The 15,616-nt window shown below is 71.3% G+C and carries 13 protein-coding genes; all 13 read right to left on the bottom strand.

From position 1 onward, the window contains the following. Window positions 1-67 precede the first annotated feature (67 nt). The 13 genes from ACEL92_RS11640 to ACEL92_RS11580 all read right to left on the bottom strand — a co-directional run bounded on the left by ACEL92_RS11640 (window position 68) and on the right by ACEL92_RS11580 (window position 15,483). Window positions 68-709 (bottom strand): cell division protein SepF, encoded by a 642-nt coding sequence (locus ACEL92_RS11640; protein WP_374025698.1) that lies wholly within the window; start codon window positions 707-709, stop codon window positions 68-70. A gap of 61 nt (window positions 710-770) precedes the next feature. Further along, window positions 771-1,550, bottom strand: coding sequence for a YggS family pyridoxal phosphate-dependent enzyme (locus ACEL92_RS11635; protein WP_374025697.1), 780 nt, complete (start codon window positions 1,548-1,550; stop codon window positions 771-773). Further along, a complete protein-coding gene (gene pgeF, locus ACEL92_RS11630; RefSeq protein ID WP_374025696.1) occupies window positions 1,547-2,254 on the bottom strand; it encodes a peptidoglycan editing factor PgeF in 708 nt (235 codons plus the stop codon). The genes ACEL92_RS11635 and pgeF overlap by 4 nt, the downstream gene beginning before the upstream one ends. A 101-nt stretch (window positions 2,255-2,355) precedes the next feature. Continuing rightward, a complete protein-coding gene (gene ftsZ / locus ACEL92_RS11625; protein ID WP_040623672.1) occupies window positions 2,356-3,507 on the bottom strand; it encodes a cell division protein FtsZ in 1,152 nt (383 codons plus the stop codon). Window positions 3,508-3,712: 205 nt separating this feature from the next. Continuing rightward, window positions 3,713-4,654 (bottom strand): cell division protein FtsQ/DivIB, encoded by a 942-nt coding sequence (locus tag ACEL92_RS11620; RefSeq protein ID WP_374025695.1) that lies wholly within the window; start codon window positions 4,652-4,654, stop codon window positions 3,713-3,715. After that, complete coding sequence (gene murC, locus ACEL92_RS11615; RefSeq protein ID WP_374025694.1) at window positions 4,651-6,111, bottom strand: UDP-N-acetylmuramate--L-alanine ligase; 1,461 nt, start codon at window positions 6,109-6,111, stop codon at window positions 4,651-4,653. Before murC ends, ACEL92_RS11620 begins: the two co-directional genes overlap by 4 nt. Then, a complete protein-coding gene (gene murG / locus ACEL92_RS11610; RefSeq protein ID WP_374025693.1) occupies window positions 6,108-7,319 on the bottom strand; it encodes an undecaprenyldiphospho-muramoylpentapeptide beta-N-acetylglucosaminyltransferase in 1,212 nt (403 codons plus the stop codon). Before murG ends, murC begins: the two co-directional genes overlap by 4 nt. After that, the gene (ftsW, locus tag ACEL92_RS11605) at window positions 7,316-8,977 is read right to left on the bottom strand and encodes a putative lipid II flippase FtsW (RefSeq protein ID WP_374025692.1); all 1,662 of its coding nucleotides are present in this window, start codon (window positions 8,975-8,977) and stop codon (window positions 7,316-7,318) included. The genes murG and ftsW overlap by 4 nt, the downstream gene beginning before the upstream one ends. Window positions 8,978-8,983: 6 nt before the next feature. After that, window positions 8,984-10,441: a UDP-N-acetylmuramoyl-L-alanine--D-glutamate ligase gene (murD, locus tag ACEL92_RS11600; protein WP_374026182.1), complete on the bottom strand. Its 1,458-nt coding sequence runs from the start codon at window positions 10,439-10,441 to the stop codon at window positions 8,984-8,986. A gap of 1 nt (window position 10,442) precedes the next feature. Then, window positions 10,443-11,522: a phospho-N-acetylmuramoyl-pentapeptide-transferase gene (gene mraY, locus ACEL92_RS11595; RefSeq protein WP_374025691.1), complete on the bottom strand. Its 1,080-nt coding sequence runs from the start codon at window positions 11,520-11,522 to the stop codon at window positions 10,443-10,445. Then, window positions 11,519-13,087, bottom strand: a complete 1,569-nt coding sequence (murF, locus tag ACEL92_RS11590; RefSeq protein ID WP_374025690.1) for a UDP-N-acetylmuramoyl-tripeptide--D-alanyl-D-alanine ligase — start codon at window positions 13,085-13,087, stop codon at window positions 11,519-11,521. The genes mraY and murF overlap by 4 nt, the downstream gene beginning before the upstream one ends. Continuing rightward, a complete protein-coding gene (locus tag ACEL92_RS11585; protein ID WP_374025689.1) occupies window positions 13,084-14,679 on the bottom strand; it encodes a UDP-N-acetylmuramoyl-L-alanyl-D-glutamate--2,6-diaminopimelate ligase in 1,596 nt (531 codons plus the stop codon). The genes murF and ACEL92_RS11585 overlap by 4 nt, the downstream gene beginning before the upstream one ends. Before the next feature lie 75 nt (window positions 14,680-14,754). After that, entirely contained in the window at window positions 14,755-15,483 is a 729-nt protein-coding gene (locus ACEL92_RS11580) for a sulfite exporter TauE/SafE family protein (RefSeq protein WP_374025688.1), read from the bottom strand. Window positions 15,484-15,616 lie beyond the last annotated feature (133 nt).

Below are 15,616 nucleotides of genomic sequence, written 5' to 3'. Positions count from 1 at the left end.
CCTCGGCCACATCTCAGCCGGGCCCGGCCAGCGAAGGCGGTGGCCGACCGCCGCCACCGAGCCGGGTTTATTGGTAAGCGTAAAAGCCGGTTTCGGCGATCCGGCGGCGCTCCTCCGGGGACACGTCGACGTCGGCGGGCGACAGCAGGAACACCTTGGTGGCCACCTTGTCGAAGGAACCGCGCAACGCGAAGGCCAAGCCGGCCGCAAAGTCGACGAGCCGCTTGGCGTCGGCGTTGTCCATCGACACCAGGTCCATGATGACCGGGGTGCCGTCGCGGAACCGCTCGCCGATGGTGCGTGCCTCGCTGTAGTCCTTGGGCCGCAGCGTCGTGATCTTGGAGAGCGGGTGGCCCTCCTCGAACATCATCGCCATCCGGCGCGGGTCCATCGCCAGCGCGCCGCGGGTCGAGTTGCGCAGCCAGGACCCGAAGCGTGGCCTGCCCATCTCGGGCCGGTCGAACTCGCGGGGGTGGACGGCCCCGTAGCGCGACTCCTCCGCGTAACCGCCGCGGTAGCCGCCCGGCGGCGGGTAGTCGGCGGGCTCGCGCGGGTCGTCGAAGTCGCGACCCTCGTAGCGGCCGTATCCGTCGTCGAAACGGGGGCGCGGAAACCCGCGGGAGGGCGCGTGGTCGTCGTAGTACTCGTCGTCGTAGTCGTCCATCGGGGCCATACCGAAATAGGCCTTGACTTTGTGCAGTGTGCTCATTGCGTTGACCCCTTCTAGCCCTGATGCTTGGTGTCAGTGATGAAGATGTGACTACAGTGACTTAATACGGTGACGGTAGCGGCCGCGGGCCCAATAGCGCGGTACCGACACGCACACATGTCGAACCGTGTTTGACGGCGATTTCGAAATCGTCGGACATGCCCGCGGACAGGCCGACCGCGTTGGGATGGGACTCCAGGACGCGCAGATGCTCCGTTCGCAGACGCCCGAAGGCCGCGTCGGGATCCGAGCCCAGCGGCGGGATGGCCATCAGTCCGGCCAGTTCGAGGTGTTTCGACTCCTCGGCCTGCGCGCACACCCGGTCGACCGCACCGGGCGACGAGATGTCGACGCCGCCGCGCGACTCGTCACCGTCGAGGCTGATCTGGACGTAAATGCGCATCGGGTGAGCGCGGCGGCCCTCCGCGAGGGCGGCCGAGACGCCCCGATCGAGGGCGCTGACCAGCTGCGAGCTGTCCACCGAGTGGGCGGTGTGCGCCCAGCGGGCGACGGAGCGGGCCTTGTTCCGCTGGATGTGGCCCACCATGTGCCAGCGCACGCCCGGGACATCCGCCCGCGATAAAAGTTTGGTGACTTCGCTCACTTTTGCCGACGCTTCCTGGTCCCGCGATTCGCCAACGGCCCGGCAACCCAATCGCGACAAAGTCACCACATCGGTTGCTGGGAAGAATTTGGTAATCGGCAGAAGTTCGATTTCACCGACATTGCGGCCCGCCGCTTCGGCGGCCGCCGCAAGGCGCGAACGCACCGCCGCTAATGCGTGGGTCAATTCCGTTCCGCGGTCACCCCCCGCCGGCATGTCCAGCATCATCGCGGTCATTCCATCCATACCAGCGAGGCCAGCCGCCCGGTGGGCGCGTCCCGGCGGTGACTGAACAACGTCGGGTCGTCGACCGTGCACCGCGGATCGATGTCGATCGCCGTGACACCCAAATCCGTCAGCTGGCAGGCGATTCCGGCCCGAAGATCGAGGCCCGGGGTGCCCGCCGCGGTGGTGGTGCGGCTGCCGGGCAGCGCGGCCTCCACCTCGTCGGCCATGGGCGCGGGCACCTCGTAGTTGCGGCCACTGACGGCCGGGCCCAGCAGGGCCGAGATGTCCCCGGGGCGCGCGCCCAGCCCCACCATCGCCTCGACGGTGCGGGCCACCACCCCGCGCTGGGCGCCCACGCGGCCGGCGTGCACGGCCGCGGCCACTCCCGCCCGCGCGTCGGCGAGCAACACCGGCACACAGTCGGCGGTCACCACCGCCAGCGCCAGCCGGGCGGTGCCGGTCACCAGTGCGTCGGTGTGCTCGACCGGGCCGCCGCGGGGCCCGTCGACCACCTCCACCCGGTCACCGTGGACCTGGTTCATCCACACGACGCGCTCGGGCTTGAGCCCGATGGCGGCGGCCAGCCGCCTTCGGTTGGTTGCCACGGCCGCCGGATCGTCACCGACGTGGTCGCCCAGGTTGAAGGTGTCGAACGGTGGACCCGAGACACCGCCGGCGCGGGTGGTGGTCACCCGCCGGATGCGCACAGTCACTTCTTCAGTATCCGGAGCCGACGGGCCGCCAGCGGGCAGCGCCATCCGGTCCCTAGTTTTCGTGGCCGGTTTGTCGCGCACTGGCAAGCAACTCGAGACCCTCAGCGGCGCATGAACGGCGGCACGTCGACGTCGTCGTCGTCGCCACCGATATTCAGCGTGGCGCCGTTGGTGTGAACCGGCACGCTGACCGCGTCGACCGGTTCGAACAGTGTCGAGGTGAGTTTGCCCGCCTTCGCCGATTCGATGCGGTGCGCGCCGCCCTTTTCGGCGGCGTTGTCCCCGGTGACGGGTCTGCGGCCGGGACCGGCCGCGCTGAAGCCCGCGGCGATGACGGTGACGCGCACCTCGTCGCCCAGCGAGTCGTCGATGACGGTACCGAAGATGATGTTGGCGTCCTGGTGGGCGGCGTCCTGCACCAGCGAGGCCGCCTCGTTGATCTCGAACAGGCCCAGGTCGCTGCCGCCGGCGATCGACATCAGCACGCCCTGTGCGCCCTCCATCGATTGCTCCAGCAGCGGCGAATTGATGGCGATCTCGGCGGCCTTAAGCGAGCGGCCCTCCCCGCGGGCCGAGCCGATGCCCATCAGGGCGGTGCCCGCCCCGGACATGATGCCCTTGACGTCGGCGAAATCAACGTTGATCAGGCCGGGCGTGGTGATCAGGTCGGTGATGCCCTGTACGCCGTTGAGCAGCACCTCGTCGGCGCTGCGGAACGCGTCCATCAGGGACACCGCGGCGTCGCCCATCTGCAGCAACCGGTCGTTGGGGATGACGATCAGGGTGTCGCAGCTTTCCCGCAGCGTGTTGATGCCGCCTTCGGCCTGCGAACCGCGCCGCTTGCCCTCGAAGGAGAACGGCCGGGTGACCACGCCGACGGTCAGCGCACCCAGCTTGCGGGCGATGCTGGCGACGACGGGGGCGCCACCGGTGCCGGTGCCGCCGCCCTCGCCGGCGGTCACGAACACCATGTCCGCGCCGCGCAGCAGCTCCTCGATCTCGTCCTTGGCGTCCTCGGCGGCCTTGCGGCCGACCTCCGGGTCCGCGCCGGCACCCAGACCGCGGGTGGAGTCGCGGCCCACGTCGAGCTTGACGTCGGCATCACTCATCAACAGCGCCTGCGCATCGGTGTTGATCGCGATGAACTCCACGCCTTTGAGGCCCTGTTCGATCATCCGGTTGACGGCGTTGACGCCGCCACCACCGATACCCACAACCTTGATGACGGCCAGGTAGTTATGCGGGGGGGTCATCATCTCGTCTTCCTCCCTGGTGGGGATTCGGTTTCTCCGGTCACTGACGGCTTCCCTGGCAAACCCTCAACCTCAACCATAGAGTTAGAGTTATGTCAAGTAGTTCCGCGCAACCAGAACGGTATGGGCATGGCGCGCCCTAACCCCGCAGGCGCGCCGACGCGCGGCTCGCAAATTTTTTCTGTTACGGCCGTCACACGCCGCGCTACTTCACCGTCGGCAGATCCGGGCTCGAGACGTCGTATGTCCGCCCGGGCTGGGTCAGCAGCGCCGCCAGCTTCTCGGCCTTCTCGTCGGTGCGATCGGTCGTCCCCCAGATGACGACACGGCCATCGCCCAGCGTGAGCGTGATCGAGGCCACCGAAGGGGCCGCGACCCGGCCGACCTGACCCGCGACCTCGGGCCGCAGCGCGGTCAACACCTGCAGCGCGGCCTTGGTCGCCGGGTCGTTGGGCCCCGGGTTGGCGACGTCGAGATACGGCAGCGCCGGGGGCGGCGGACCTGTCGCGAAGTCGACGCCGTCGCGGTCGAACAGGTGCGGGCCGTCGGGAAAGTCCTTTACTGCCACCGGGATTCGCTCGACGATGGTGATGCGCAGGGCGGACGGGTACTGGCGCTGCACTCGCGCGCTGGCCACCCGCCGGATGGCCGCCACCCGGTCGGCCACCTGGCTGGTGTTGATCTGCAGCAGCGGCGTGCCCGGCCGCACTCGGGCGGCATCCAGCACCTCTTCCCGGGTCACCACCCCGGTGCCGACGACGACGATGTTGCGGGCCGACATCGCGGGCGTGAAGTAGAGGATCAACGCGAGCCCGATCCCCAGGGCGACCAACAGCACCGTCACCAGCAGCATCTTCAGGCCGCGGACCACGCCCCGGGCGACGGGTTTGGGCGCGTCGGCCGCGCGGCCGGTGGCCCGGCGTTTGGCCTCCCGGCGGGCCTGCTCGATGGCGGTGGCGCGCGCCTGGGCGGCGCGCCGTTCGGCGCGTTCGCGGCGCGCCCGCCGGCGCGGGCCCTCGAAGTCCTCGCTCTCCGTCGGCGTCCGCACGTCGGGGCCGGCGGCGAAAATGGGTTCGGTGAGCGCGCCGTCCGCCGAATCGGAGGCCGGTTCGCCGGCGACACCCACGGGGTCGTCCGGCTGGGTCATCGCGGCACCCCCGGCCGGCCGGGCGCGCTGCGGTTGTCCCGGATCCGCAGCTCCGTGACGATCTCCGGCCCCAGCAGGGTCACGTCGCCGGCGCCCATCGTGACGATGACGTCGCCGGGGCCGGCCGCCGCGGCCACCTGCTCGGCGACCGCGGAGAAGTTCGGCAGGTAGCGCACCGGCACGCTGACGTGCTCGGCGACGCTGGCCCCGCTGACGCCGGCGAGGGGTTGCTCGCGCGCGCCGTACACGTCGAGGACGAACACCTCGTCGGCGGCGTCCAGCGCGTGACCGAATTCCGCCGCGAATTCCTTTGTGCGCGAATATAAGTGAGGCTGGAACACCACGAGGCTGCGTCCGCCGCCGCTCTGCTCGAGGACCGTACGGACCGCGGCCAGCGTCGCGCCGATCTCGGTGGGGTGGTGAGCGTAGTCGTCGAAAACCCGCACCGACCCGGAGTTGCCGACCAGTTCGAACCGCCGGCGCACCCCCTCGAACCCGGCCAGCCCGTCGAGCACCGCGTCCGCCGGGGCGCCGATCTCGAGCGCGGCGAGCAGGGCGCCCAGTGCGTTGAGCGCCATGTGCCGCCCGGGCACCGACAGCCGCATCACGCGCGGATACTCTTCGCCCGCCAGCCGGATGTGCGCTACCGCCTCGGTGCCCTGCTGCTCCCACGACAGCAGGGTGGCGGCCCGGTCCTCGCCCGGGTCGGATCCATAGCGCAGCACCCGGATTCCCAGCTCGGCGGTCCGGTCCGCCAGCGCGGCCGCGCCCGGGTCGTCGGTGCACACCACCAATGCCCCGCCGGGTGCCAGCCGCTCCACGAAGGCGTCGAACACCCGGACATAGGCGTCGGCGCTGCCGTAGAAGTCCAGGTGGTCGGTCTCGATGTTGGTGACCACGGCGACGTTCGGCGTGTATTCCAGCAGCGAGCCGTCGCTTTCGTCGGCCTCGGCCACGAAGCAGTCCCCGCTGCCGTGGTGCGCGTTGGTGCCGGCCTCCCCCATCTCGCCGCCGACCGCGAACGACGGGTCGCGCCCGCAGTGCTGCAGCGCCACGATCAACATCGACGTCGTCGTCGTCTTGCCGTGCGTGCCTGTGACCATCAGCGTGGTGCGTCCGTCCATCAACTTGGCCAGCACCACCGGGCGCAGGATCACCGGGATGCCGCGCCGCCGCGCCTCGACGAGTTCGGGGTTGGTCTTAGGGATGGCGGCGTGGGTGGTGATGACCGCTGTCGGGCCGCCCGGCAACAGGTCGAGCGACGACGCGTCGTGGCCGATGCGGATCGAGGCGCCCCGGGCCCGCAACGCGTGCACGCCGCGCGATTCCTTGGCGTCGGAGCCCGAGACCAGCGCGCCGCGGTCCAGCAGGATGCGCGCGATGCCCGACATCCCGGCCCCGCCGATGCCCACCATGTGCACCCGCTGCAATTCGGGGGGCAGCTGTTCGGCGTTCACCGTCGCCCTCCCGCCGCTGCCTTCCTGGCGATGTCCAGCGCGGCCTGTGCCACCTGGCGCGCCGCATCGGGGTGCCCCACCCGCGCGGCGGCCGCCGTCATCGCCGCCAACCGGGGCGGGTCGTTGAGCAGGGCGGACACCTCGCGGGCCACCAGCTCCGGCGTCAGGGCGGCGTCGGCGACCACCATGCCGCCCCCGCCGTTGACCACCGGCAGCGCGTTGAGCCGCTGCTCGCCGTTGCCGATCGGCAGGGGCACGTAGATCGCCGGCAGCCCGACCGCCGAGACCTCGGCGACGGTCATGGCGCCGGACCGGCAGATCGCCAGGTCGGCGGCGGCGTAGGCCAGGTCCATCCGGTCGAGGTAGGGCACCGCCACGTAGGGCGGATCGCCGGGTTGGCTCTCCCGCAGCTCGAGGGTGTTCTTCGGCCCGTGCGCGTGCAGCACCGAGACACCGGCGGCCGCCAGGTCGGCGGCGGCCCCGGACACGGCCCGGTTCAGCGACACGGCCCCCTGCGAACCGCCGAACACCAGCAACACCCGGGCGTCGTCGGCGAAGCCGAAGTGCCTGCGCGCCTCGGCGCGCAACGCCGCGCGGTCCAGCGACGTGATCGCCGCCCGCACCGGCACCCCGACCACCTCCGCGCCCGGCAAGCCGCAATCGGGTACGGCGGAGAGCACCCGGTCGGCTCGACGCGCGCCGACCCGGTTGGCCAGGCCGGCGCTGGCGTTGGCCTCGTGGATCAGCACCGGGACGCGGCGCCGACGGCTGAGGCCGCGGGGGATCCCGCGGGCGGCGAGGTAGGCCGGCAGCGCCACGTACCCGCCGAAACCGATGATGACGTCGGCGTCCACCGCGTCGAGCACCGCGCGGGCCTCCCGAACCGCGCGCCACACCCGCGGGGGCAGCCGCGCCAGATCGCCGCTGGGCTTGCGCGGCAGCGGCACCGGCGTAATCAGCTCGAGGTGGTAGCCGCGCTGGGGCACCAGCCTCGTCTCCAGCCCGCGCTGGGTGCCCAGCGCGGTGATGCGCACCTGCGGATCGAGGGCGCTGAGCGCGTCGGCCACCGCCATCGCGGGCTCGACGTGGCCGGCGGTGCCCCCGCCGGCCAGCACGACCGACAGGGGCTTAAAAGCCGACAACGCGGCACCGGCGGGCTGGGGACTTGTCCCCCGCCCGCCGGTCGGCTTGCTGACCGTGTCGTTCACCCGTAACGCTGACCTTCCAGTGCGCGTGCGCGCCGTGCCTGGCGCTGACCGGCGCCGCGAGTGGCGGAGCGCTGGCCAGATCCATGATGCACCGCCCTGCGGGCCGGCCGTGCGGCTGTGCGGGAGAACGCCGGCCGCAGCGGTTCTTGGGCCTTGCGGGCGGGCTTGCGCGCTCCGTTGCGCGGCGGTGTCCCGTTGCCCGGTTGCTTGCCGCCGCGCTTGCGGTCGCGGAACGACTCGAGCCGCGTCGGGACGTAGGGCTGCGGCAGCGGCAGCCGCAGGAACCGGTTCACCTTGTCGTCGCGGCCGGCGCGCAGCGCGGCCACCGCCCCCGGTTCGTGGCGGGCCGCGTTGGCCATGATGCCGATCATGAAAAGCGTTGCGGCCGTAGACGTTCCACCCGCGGAAATCAGCGGCAATTGGATGCCGGTGACCGGCAGGATCCCGATCACGTAACCGATGTTGATGAAGGCCTGACCCAGCACCCACATCGTCGTGGTGGCGGTCAGTAGCCGCAGGAAGGGGTCGGCCGACCGGCGGGCGATGCGCATCCCGGTGTAGGCGAACAACCCAAAGAGCACCAGCAGCCCGAACGCGCCGACGAACCCCAGCTCCTCGCCGATGATCGCGAAGATGAAGTCGTTGTGGGCGTTGGGCAGGTAGTTCCACTTGGCGACGCCCTGGCCCAGGCCGTCGCCGAAAATGCCCCCGTGGGCCAGGGCGAACTTCGCCTGGCGGGCCTGGTAGCCGGTGTCCATGGGATCGTTCTCGGGGTTCATCCACGATTTCACCCGGTCGGATCGGTAACCCGCGGACATGGCCAGGACGGCACCGGCCATGAGGACGGCCAGCAACGAGGTGGCGAAGACGCGCAGCGGCAACCCCGCATACCACAACAGCGCGAGCAGGATGATGCCCAGCGACACCGTCTGCCCCAGGTCGGGCTGGGCGACGATCAGCGCCAGCGCGATGACCGCGGCCGGCACCAGCGGGATCAGCATTTCGCGCAGCGAGGCACGCTCGAGGCGCCGAGCGGCCAGCAGATGCGCGCCCCAGATGGCGAAGGCGATTTTCGCCAGCTCGGAGGGCTGCATGGAGAAGCCGGCGATGACGAACCACTTCCGGGAGCCGTTGGCCAGGTTGCCGATGCCGGGCACCAGCACGAGCACCAGCAGGATGACCGTGACGACGTAGCCGGTGAAGGCGACGCGGCGGATGAACCGCACCGACATCCGCAGCGAGGCGTAGCAGGCGATCAGGCCGATCACCGTCCACAACACCTGCTTGCCGAAGATCACCCAGGCCGACCCGTCGGCGTCGTAGGACCGCACGCCCGAGGCCGATAGCACCATGATCAGACCGAGCGTCGTGAGCAGCCCCGCCACGGCGATGATCAGGTGGAACGAGGTCATGGGCCGGCTCAGCCAGGCGCCGAACCGGTTACGCCCGTCGCCTCCCGCCTGCGGCTTCGTGGGCGGCCGGGCCTCCGAGCTGCCCGCGGCGCTGACGGGACCGGTCGCCGCGTCGGCATCGGCGTCCGGCTGCTCCGCCGCGTCGGTGGTCTCCGTGGCGGTCGTCTCCGTGGCGGTCGTCTCCGTGGCGCCGGCCTCTGCAATGTCCTTGCCCCGGCGTCTGAGCCGGGCCAGCGGGTTACCCATGCCCGCCTACCGGGTCGCCGCGCGAACGGCGGCAGCGAAGGCGTCACCGCGGTCGGCGTACCCGGTGAACTGGTCGAACGAGGCGCCCGCCGGTGCCAGCAGCACCGTGTCTCCGGGCCGGGCCAGGTCGCGGGCCGCGGCCACCGCCGCGGTCATGACGGAAGTACCGAGATCGCCACGGGAATGTTTCACTTCTGTCACATCTGCACCAATAACCACAGCCGTCGCATTCATATCAGCATCCTCGCCTGTCACAACCTGGACGACGGGGACATCCGGCGCGTGTCGCGATAACGCCTCTGCAACCTCTTGGCGATCACGGCCGATGAGTACCGCCCCGACCAGGCGGGACGCCATCCGGGCGACCTCGGCGTCCACCGATGCGCCCTTGAGCAAACCGCCGGCCACCCACACCACGCGGGGGTAGGCCAGCACGGACGCCTCGGCGGCATGCGGGTTGGTCGCCTTGGAGTCGTCGACGTAGGTGATGCCGTCGGCGACCGCGACCACCTCCGCCCGGTGCCGGCCCACGCGGAAGGTCGCGATCGCCTCCGCGATCGCCTCGGCGGGTACATCGACGCTGCGGGCCAGCGCCGCCGCGGCCAAGGCGTCGAGGACGCCGACGGGCCCCGGCACCGGGATCGCGTCGACCGGCAGGAGCACGAGGCCGTCGGCGAAGGCGCGGTCGATCAATCGGCCGTCGCGCACCCCGAGCTCGCCCGCCGCCGGCTCGTCGAGCCGGAAGCCGACGCGTACCGGCGCCGCGGCGGTGTCCAGCAACGCGGCCGCCCGGGCATCGTCGAGCCCCACCACCGCCACCCGGCCGCCCAGCACCCGCGCCTTGGCCGCCGTGTAGTCGGCCATGGTGGAGTGCCAATCCAGATGGTCTTCGGCGATGTTGAGCACCACGCCCGCCTCCGGGCGCACCGAGGGCGCCCAGTGCAGCTGGAAGCTGGACAGCTCGACGGCCAGCAACTCGGCCGGCTGCTCGAGCACATCGAGGACCGGGTCGCCGATATTGCCGCACAGGATGCTGCGCCGCCCGGCGGCGGTCAGCATGGCGTGCAGCATGGAGGTCGTGGTGGTCTTGCCGTTCGTGCCGGTCACCGCCAGCCAGCGGCGCGGTGGCCCGTACTGGCCTGCGGCGTCGAGGCGCCAGGCCAATTCCACGTCGCCCCAGACCGGCACGCCCGCCGCCGAGGCGGCGACCAGCAACGGCGTGTCCGGGGCGAATCCCGGGCTGGTGACGACCAGCGCGTACTGCGCGACGCGCTGCATCGCCGCCGATGCCGTCAGCGTCGCCACGCCGGTCTCGGCGTAACGGCGCAACGTGGCCGCGTCGTCGTCGCACAGGGTCGGCACCGCGCCGAACCGGGTCAGCGCCGCCAGCACCGCCTTGCCGGTGACGCCGCCGCCGGCCACCAGCACGGGTGCGCCCGGCGCCAGAGGCTCGAGCCCGGGCACGTCAGGCACCGATCGCGCCCAGCCATTCACCGTAGAAGAGGGCCACGCCCAGACCACACGTGATCGCCGTGAGTAGCCAGAAGCGAATGATCACCGTCGTTTCGGCCCAGCCCGCCAACTCGAAATGGTGGTGAAACGGCGCCATCCGGAACACCCGGCGGCCGGTGGTGCGAAACGCCAGAATCTGCAGCACCACCGAGGTGACCTCGGCGACGAAGAGCGACCCCAGCACGACGGCGAGGATCTCGGTGCGGCTGGTGACCGACAGGCCCGCGATGATGCCACCGAGCGCCAGCGACCCGGTGTCGCCCATGAAAATCTTTGCGGGCGCGGCGTTCCACCACAAAAAGCCGATGCACGCGCCCGCGGTGGCGGCCGCGACGAGCGCCAGGTCCAGCGGGTCGCGCACGTTGTAGCAGCCCAGGCCCGGAGCCGTCACGCACGCGTTGCGGTACTGCCAGAAGGTGATCAACACGTACGCGGCGGTGACCATCGCCATGCATCCGGCGGCCAGGCCGTCCAGGCCGTCGGTGAAATTGACCGCGTTGGACCAGGCGCTGACCACAACCACGCAGAACAACACGAACAGCGCGGGAGTCAAAGTGACCGTAGCGATCTCGCGCACATAAGACAGGTCGGAGCTGGCCGGGGTCAATCCGCTGCCGTTGCGGAACTGCAAAACGAGCACGCCGAATAGCACGGCGGCGGCCACCTGGCCGATGGTCTTGGCGGTCTTGTTCAACCCGAGGTTGCGCGACCGGCGGACCTTGATCAGGTCGTCGAGGAATCCGACGCCGCCCAGCACGGTCGCCAGGCCCAGTACCAGCAGGCCCGACGCAGAGACGCCCTCGCCGTCGAACGCCAGGCCGGCCAGGTGCGTCCCGAGATAACCCGCCCAGATCCCGGCGAGGATCGCCACGCCGCCCATCGACGGCGTGCCCCGCTTGGCGTGATGGCTGGGCGGCCCGTCCTCGCGGGTGTGATGGCCGAAGCCCTGCCTGGTGAACAACCGAATCAGCGCCGGCGTCAAGAGGATTGACACCGCTAGCGCGACCGCGACGGCGATCAGGATCTGCCTCACGAGCCCGTCCCCCCGTCGGTAATTCGTGACGACCCGCTTCGCCCGGCTTCGCGATCGTCACGGGCCAGCGCGTCGGCCAGCGCTCCCAGCCCCGCCGCGTTGGAGGCCTTGACCAGGACCACGTCGCCGGGCTGCAACTCGGCCCGCAAGAGCGCCAGGGCGGCGTCGGCGTCGGCCACGTTGACGGCCCCCCTATCGCCGGAAGCTCCCCACGAGCCCTCCATGACGGCTCCGTGGTGCATGGCGCTCATCGACCTCCCACTTCCCACGACGACCAGTCGAGACACATCTAAGCGCACCGCCAGCCGGCCGATGCGATCGTGTTCGGCGACCGCGTCGTCGCCGAGCTCGGCCATTTCGCCCAGCACCGCCCAGCTCCTGCGCTTTTTGCTGGGGCCGTGAGCGATCCAGGCGAGCGCCTGCAGGCCGGCCCGCATCGAGTCGGGATTGGCGTTGTAGGCGTCATCGATCACCGTGACCCCGTCCGCCCGGGTGGTCACGTGCATCCGGTGCCGCGACACCGGCCCCGATTGCGCCAGTGCCGCGGCGACCTGGCCGACCGTGGCGCCGCACTGCAGCGCGACCGCGGCGGCACACAGCGCGTTGGTGACCTGATGGTCGCCGAACACGCCGAGCTCGACCTCGACCGCGCCGTCCATCGCGTGCAGGGTAAAGCGCGGCCTGGCCAGTTCGTCCAGCGACACTCCGTCCGCCCAGACGTCGCTGGGGCCCGAATCGGTGCGGCTGGAACGGCTGACCCGCACCACCCTCGCCGCGGTGACGCGGGCCATCGCCGCCACGACCGGGTCGTCGGCGTTCAGGATGACCACACCGGACGACGGAACAGCTTGCGGCAGTTCGGATTTGGTGCGCGCGATGGTTTCCCGCGAGCCGAACTCGCCCAAGTGGGCGGTGCCCACGTTGAGCACCACCCCGATCGCGGGCGGGGCGATTTCGGCCAGCGCGGCGATGTTGCCGGGGTGGCGGGCCGACATCTCGAGAACCAGGTAGTCGGTGTCCCGCGTCGCGCGCAACACCGTCCAGGGATGGCCCAGCTCGTTGTTGAACGACCCGGGCGGGGCGATCACCGCGCCCAGCGGCTCGAGCACGGCCTTGACGAGGTCCTTGGTCGACGTCTTGCCCGACGAACCCGTGATGCCGACGATGGTCAGGCCGCCGGCCACCAGCTCGACGGCCACCGCCTTGGCCAGCTTGGCCAGCGCGGCCAGCACCGCCGCACCGGAGCCGTCGGTGTCGTGTTCGAGCACCCCGGCCAGGCCGCCGGCCCGGCCCGCCCGCGGCTGCGGTGGTACCACGATGGCCGGCACCCCCACCGGACGGGCGGCCAGCACGGCCACCGCGCCGGACGCCGCCGCCGACTTCGCATAGTCGTGCCCGTCGGCGTGGGCCCCCGGCAGCGCGAGGAACAGCCCGCCGGGACCGACTGCGCGCGAATCGAATTCGACCGTTCCGGTGACGCGGAGCTCGGCGGCGGCCCGCGGCGAGATGTCGGCCAAGGTGCCGCCCACCAGCTCGGCGATCTGCGCGACGGTGAGGTCGATCATGACGGCGCCCCGGGGGGCCGCAGGTCCCGCAATGCCTCGGTCAGCTCGACGCGGTCGTCGAACGGCCGGGTCTCCCCGCCCGTGCGCTGCCCCGTCTCATGCCCCTTGCCGGCGACCAGCACCACGTCGCCCGGTTGGGCCCAGGCGGCGGCGTACCGGATGGCCGCGCGCCGGTCGCCGATCTCGACGACCTCGGCCGCACCGCCGCTTTCGGCCGCACCGGCCAGGATCTCGCGGCGGATGGCCGCGGGGTCCTCGCCACGGGGGTTGTCGTCGGTGACGACAACCAGGTCGGCCAGCTCGGCCGCGGTCGCCCCCATTGGCGCCCGCTTGCCCGGGTCGCGTTCGCCGCCTGCGCCGAACACCACCGCCAGCCGGCGACCCGGTCGCGCCAGCGTGGTCAGCACCGCCCGCAGCGCGCCCGGCTTGTGGGCGTAGTCGACCAGCGCGAGGAAATCCTGGCCGCAGTCGATGTCCTCCATGCGGCCCGGCACCCGGGTCTCCAAGAGTCCCGGGGCCGCCTGCTCGGGCGACACCCCCACCGCATCCAGGATCGCCAGGGCGACAAGACAATTGGCGACGTTGTAGTGGCCCGGCAGCCGGAAGCCGACCCGATGGCGCACCCCGGCGGCGTCGATCGCGGTGAACTGCTGTCCCCCGGCCCCCAGCGGCATCACGTCCATCGCGCGCCAGTGCGCGGGCTCGCCGGCGGCGCTGACCGTGATGGCGTCACCGGCCCGCGCGGCCATGGCGCGCCCGGCGTCGTCGTCGACGCAGACCACCACCCGCCGGGCCCGCAGGGGCGATGCGGGATCGAACAGCTTCGCCTTGGCCTCGAAGTAGTCGGCCATGGTGGGGTGAAAGTCGAGGTGGTCGCGGGACAGGTTGGTGAAGCCGCCCACCGCGAATCCGGTGCCGTCCACCCGGCCCAGCGCCAGCGCGTGGCTCGAGACCTCCATGACGACGGTGTCCACCCCGCGCTCGGCCATCGCGGCGAACATCGCCTGCAGCGCGGGCGCCTCCGGCGTGGTCAGCGCGCTTGGCACGTCGGCGCCATCGATTCGGATGCCGATCGTGCCAATCAGTCCGGCCTTTCGGCCCGCGGCTCGCAGCCCGGACTCGACGAGATACGTCGTGGTTGTCTTCCCCGAGGTCCCGGTGATCCCGATGACCGTCGTGCGCTCCGACGGGTTGCCGTACACCGTGGCCGCCAGGGCGCCGAGGACGCTGCGGGGCGCCGGATGTACCAGCGTCGGGACGCTCGAGGCCAACGCACCCAGCTCCGCGACGCCGGCGGCGTCGGTGAGGACCGCGACGGCGCCGCGGTCGATCGCCTCCGCCGCGTACCGGGCCCCGTGCGTCGAGGCCCCCGTCAGCGCGGCGAACAGGTCGCCGGGCCGCACATCCTGGGCACGCAGCGTCACGCCCGTGACGGCCAGGTCGGGAATTGTCGCGTCGCCGTTGGCCGATACCGCGCTCACCTGCGCCGCCAGCGCAGGCAGCCGCACCCCCGCATCGGCGGTCGGGCGCAACGCGGCGGGTACCGGCACTCTGCTCACACCTCCTGCTAGATGATCCCCATGATCAGCCATGACACCCTACCCAGACGCGCCCGGCGGTGACGTTTACCCGCGCCGACCAGGCTGCTGCCCTGGCGGCGACCGGGCCTACTGCGTCCACACGGCCGCGAACATTCCCGCACCCGCGGCTGCCAACACCACGTCGATCAGCAGCGCATAGGTGCGCGGACGAACGCGGCGCACGACGCCGCGCGCAAGAAAGGGCCCGATCATCAGGGCCGCCCCGATCGCGAGCCCACGGATCACCACGGTGTCGGTGAGTGCGCCGAACTCACCGAAGGTGGCCATCTTGCCCGTGTAGAGCACCAGGGAGCTAGCCGCCTCGGACCCGAGAAAGGCACCGCCGCTGAGGCCATAACCCGTGAACACCGGAACGCTGAGAGGTCCGGTCGACAGGATCAGGCCGGTGAGGAATCCGACGACGACACCCGCGATCGTGAGCTGCCACAGGCGCACCCGCCACTGCCGTGCCGCTACGAGCCGGCGCACCGGCACCATTGCGAGAAAGAACACGCCCAGCACGCCGTCGACAACCGCGGGCGAGATCGTCAGTAGCGTGTGCGCGCCGACCACCGCCGCGGGCGTGCCCGGCAGCGCGTAGGCGAGCACCGGCCGCCAGCGAATCTGTCGCCACCACGCCGCGACCCGGCCCACATTGGCCATCACCGCCGCAATACCCATGACGGGCACCGCAATTCGTGGACCGTACATCGTCACCAGGATCGGCAACAGCACCAATGACGATCCGGTGCCGACCAGGCCGCCGAGAGCGCCAGCAGCCAAAGCAACGAGAAACAACACGATGAGAGCGAACATGCGCGGACCTTCTCGGCGACGCGCCGCGCGCCGCCGGAGATCCTCCAGGCTTTTGTCCGTTCAGATGACCGCAACTGTCCCAAAGATGCGGTGGCGCCGCTCGGACCAGTCACGCTCGCGCGCCGGAACCCTA

This window comes from Mycobacterium hainanense, assembly GCF_041890355.1.
Lineage (GTDB): Bacteria > Actinomycetota > Actinomycetes > Mycobacteriales > Mycobacteriaceae > Mycobacterium > Mycobacterium hainanense.
The sequence above is the reverse complement of the archived record's forward strand: the minus strand, read 5'-3'. Positions and strand labels throughout refer to the sequence as shown.

Bases quoted from the DNA above. Each gene is read 5' to 3' on its own strand.
- ACEL92_RS11640 (WP_374025698.1), bottom strand. From the start codon at position 709: ATGAGCACACTGCACAAAGTCAAGGCCTATTTCGGTATGGCCCCGATG.
- ACEL92_RS11635 (WP_374025697.1), bottom strand. From the start codon at position 1,550: ATGACCGCGATGATGCTGGACATGCCGGCGGGGGGTGACCGCGGAACG.
- ftsZ (WP_040623672.1), bottom strand. From the start codon at position 3,507: ATGACCCCCCCGCATAACTACCTGGCCGTCATCAAGGTTGTGGGTATC.
- ACEL92_RS11620 (WP_374025695.1), bottom strand. From the start codon at position 4,654: ATGACCCAGCCGGACGACCCCGTGGGTGTCGCCGGCGAACCGGCCTCC.
- ftsW (WP_374025692.1), bottom strand. From the start codon at position 8,977: ATGGGTAACCCGCTGGCCCGGCTCAGACGCCGGGGCAAGGACATTGCA.
- murF (WP_374025690.1), bottom strand. From the start codon at position 13,087: ATGATCGACCTCACCGTCGCGCAGATCGCCGAGCTGGTGGGCGGCACC.
- ACEL92_RS11585 (WP_374025689.1), bottom strand. From the start codon at position 14,679: ATGGCTGATCATGGGGATCATCTAGCAGGAGGTGTGAGCAGAGTGCCG.
- ACEL92_RS11580 (WP_374025688.1), bottom strand. From the start codon at position 15,483: ATGTTCGCTCTCATCGTGTTGTTTCTCGTTGCTTTGGCTGCTGGCGCT.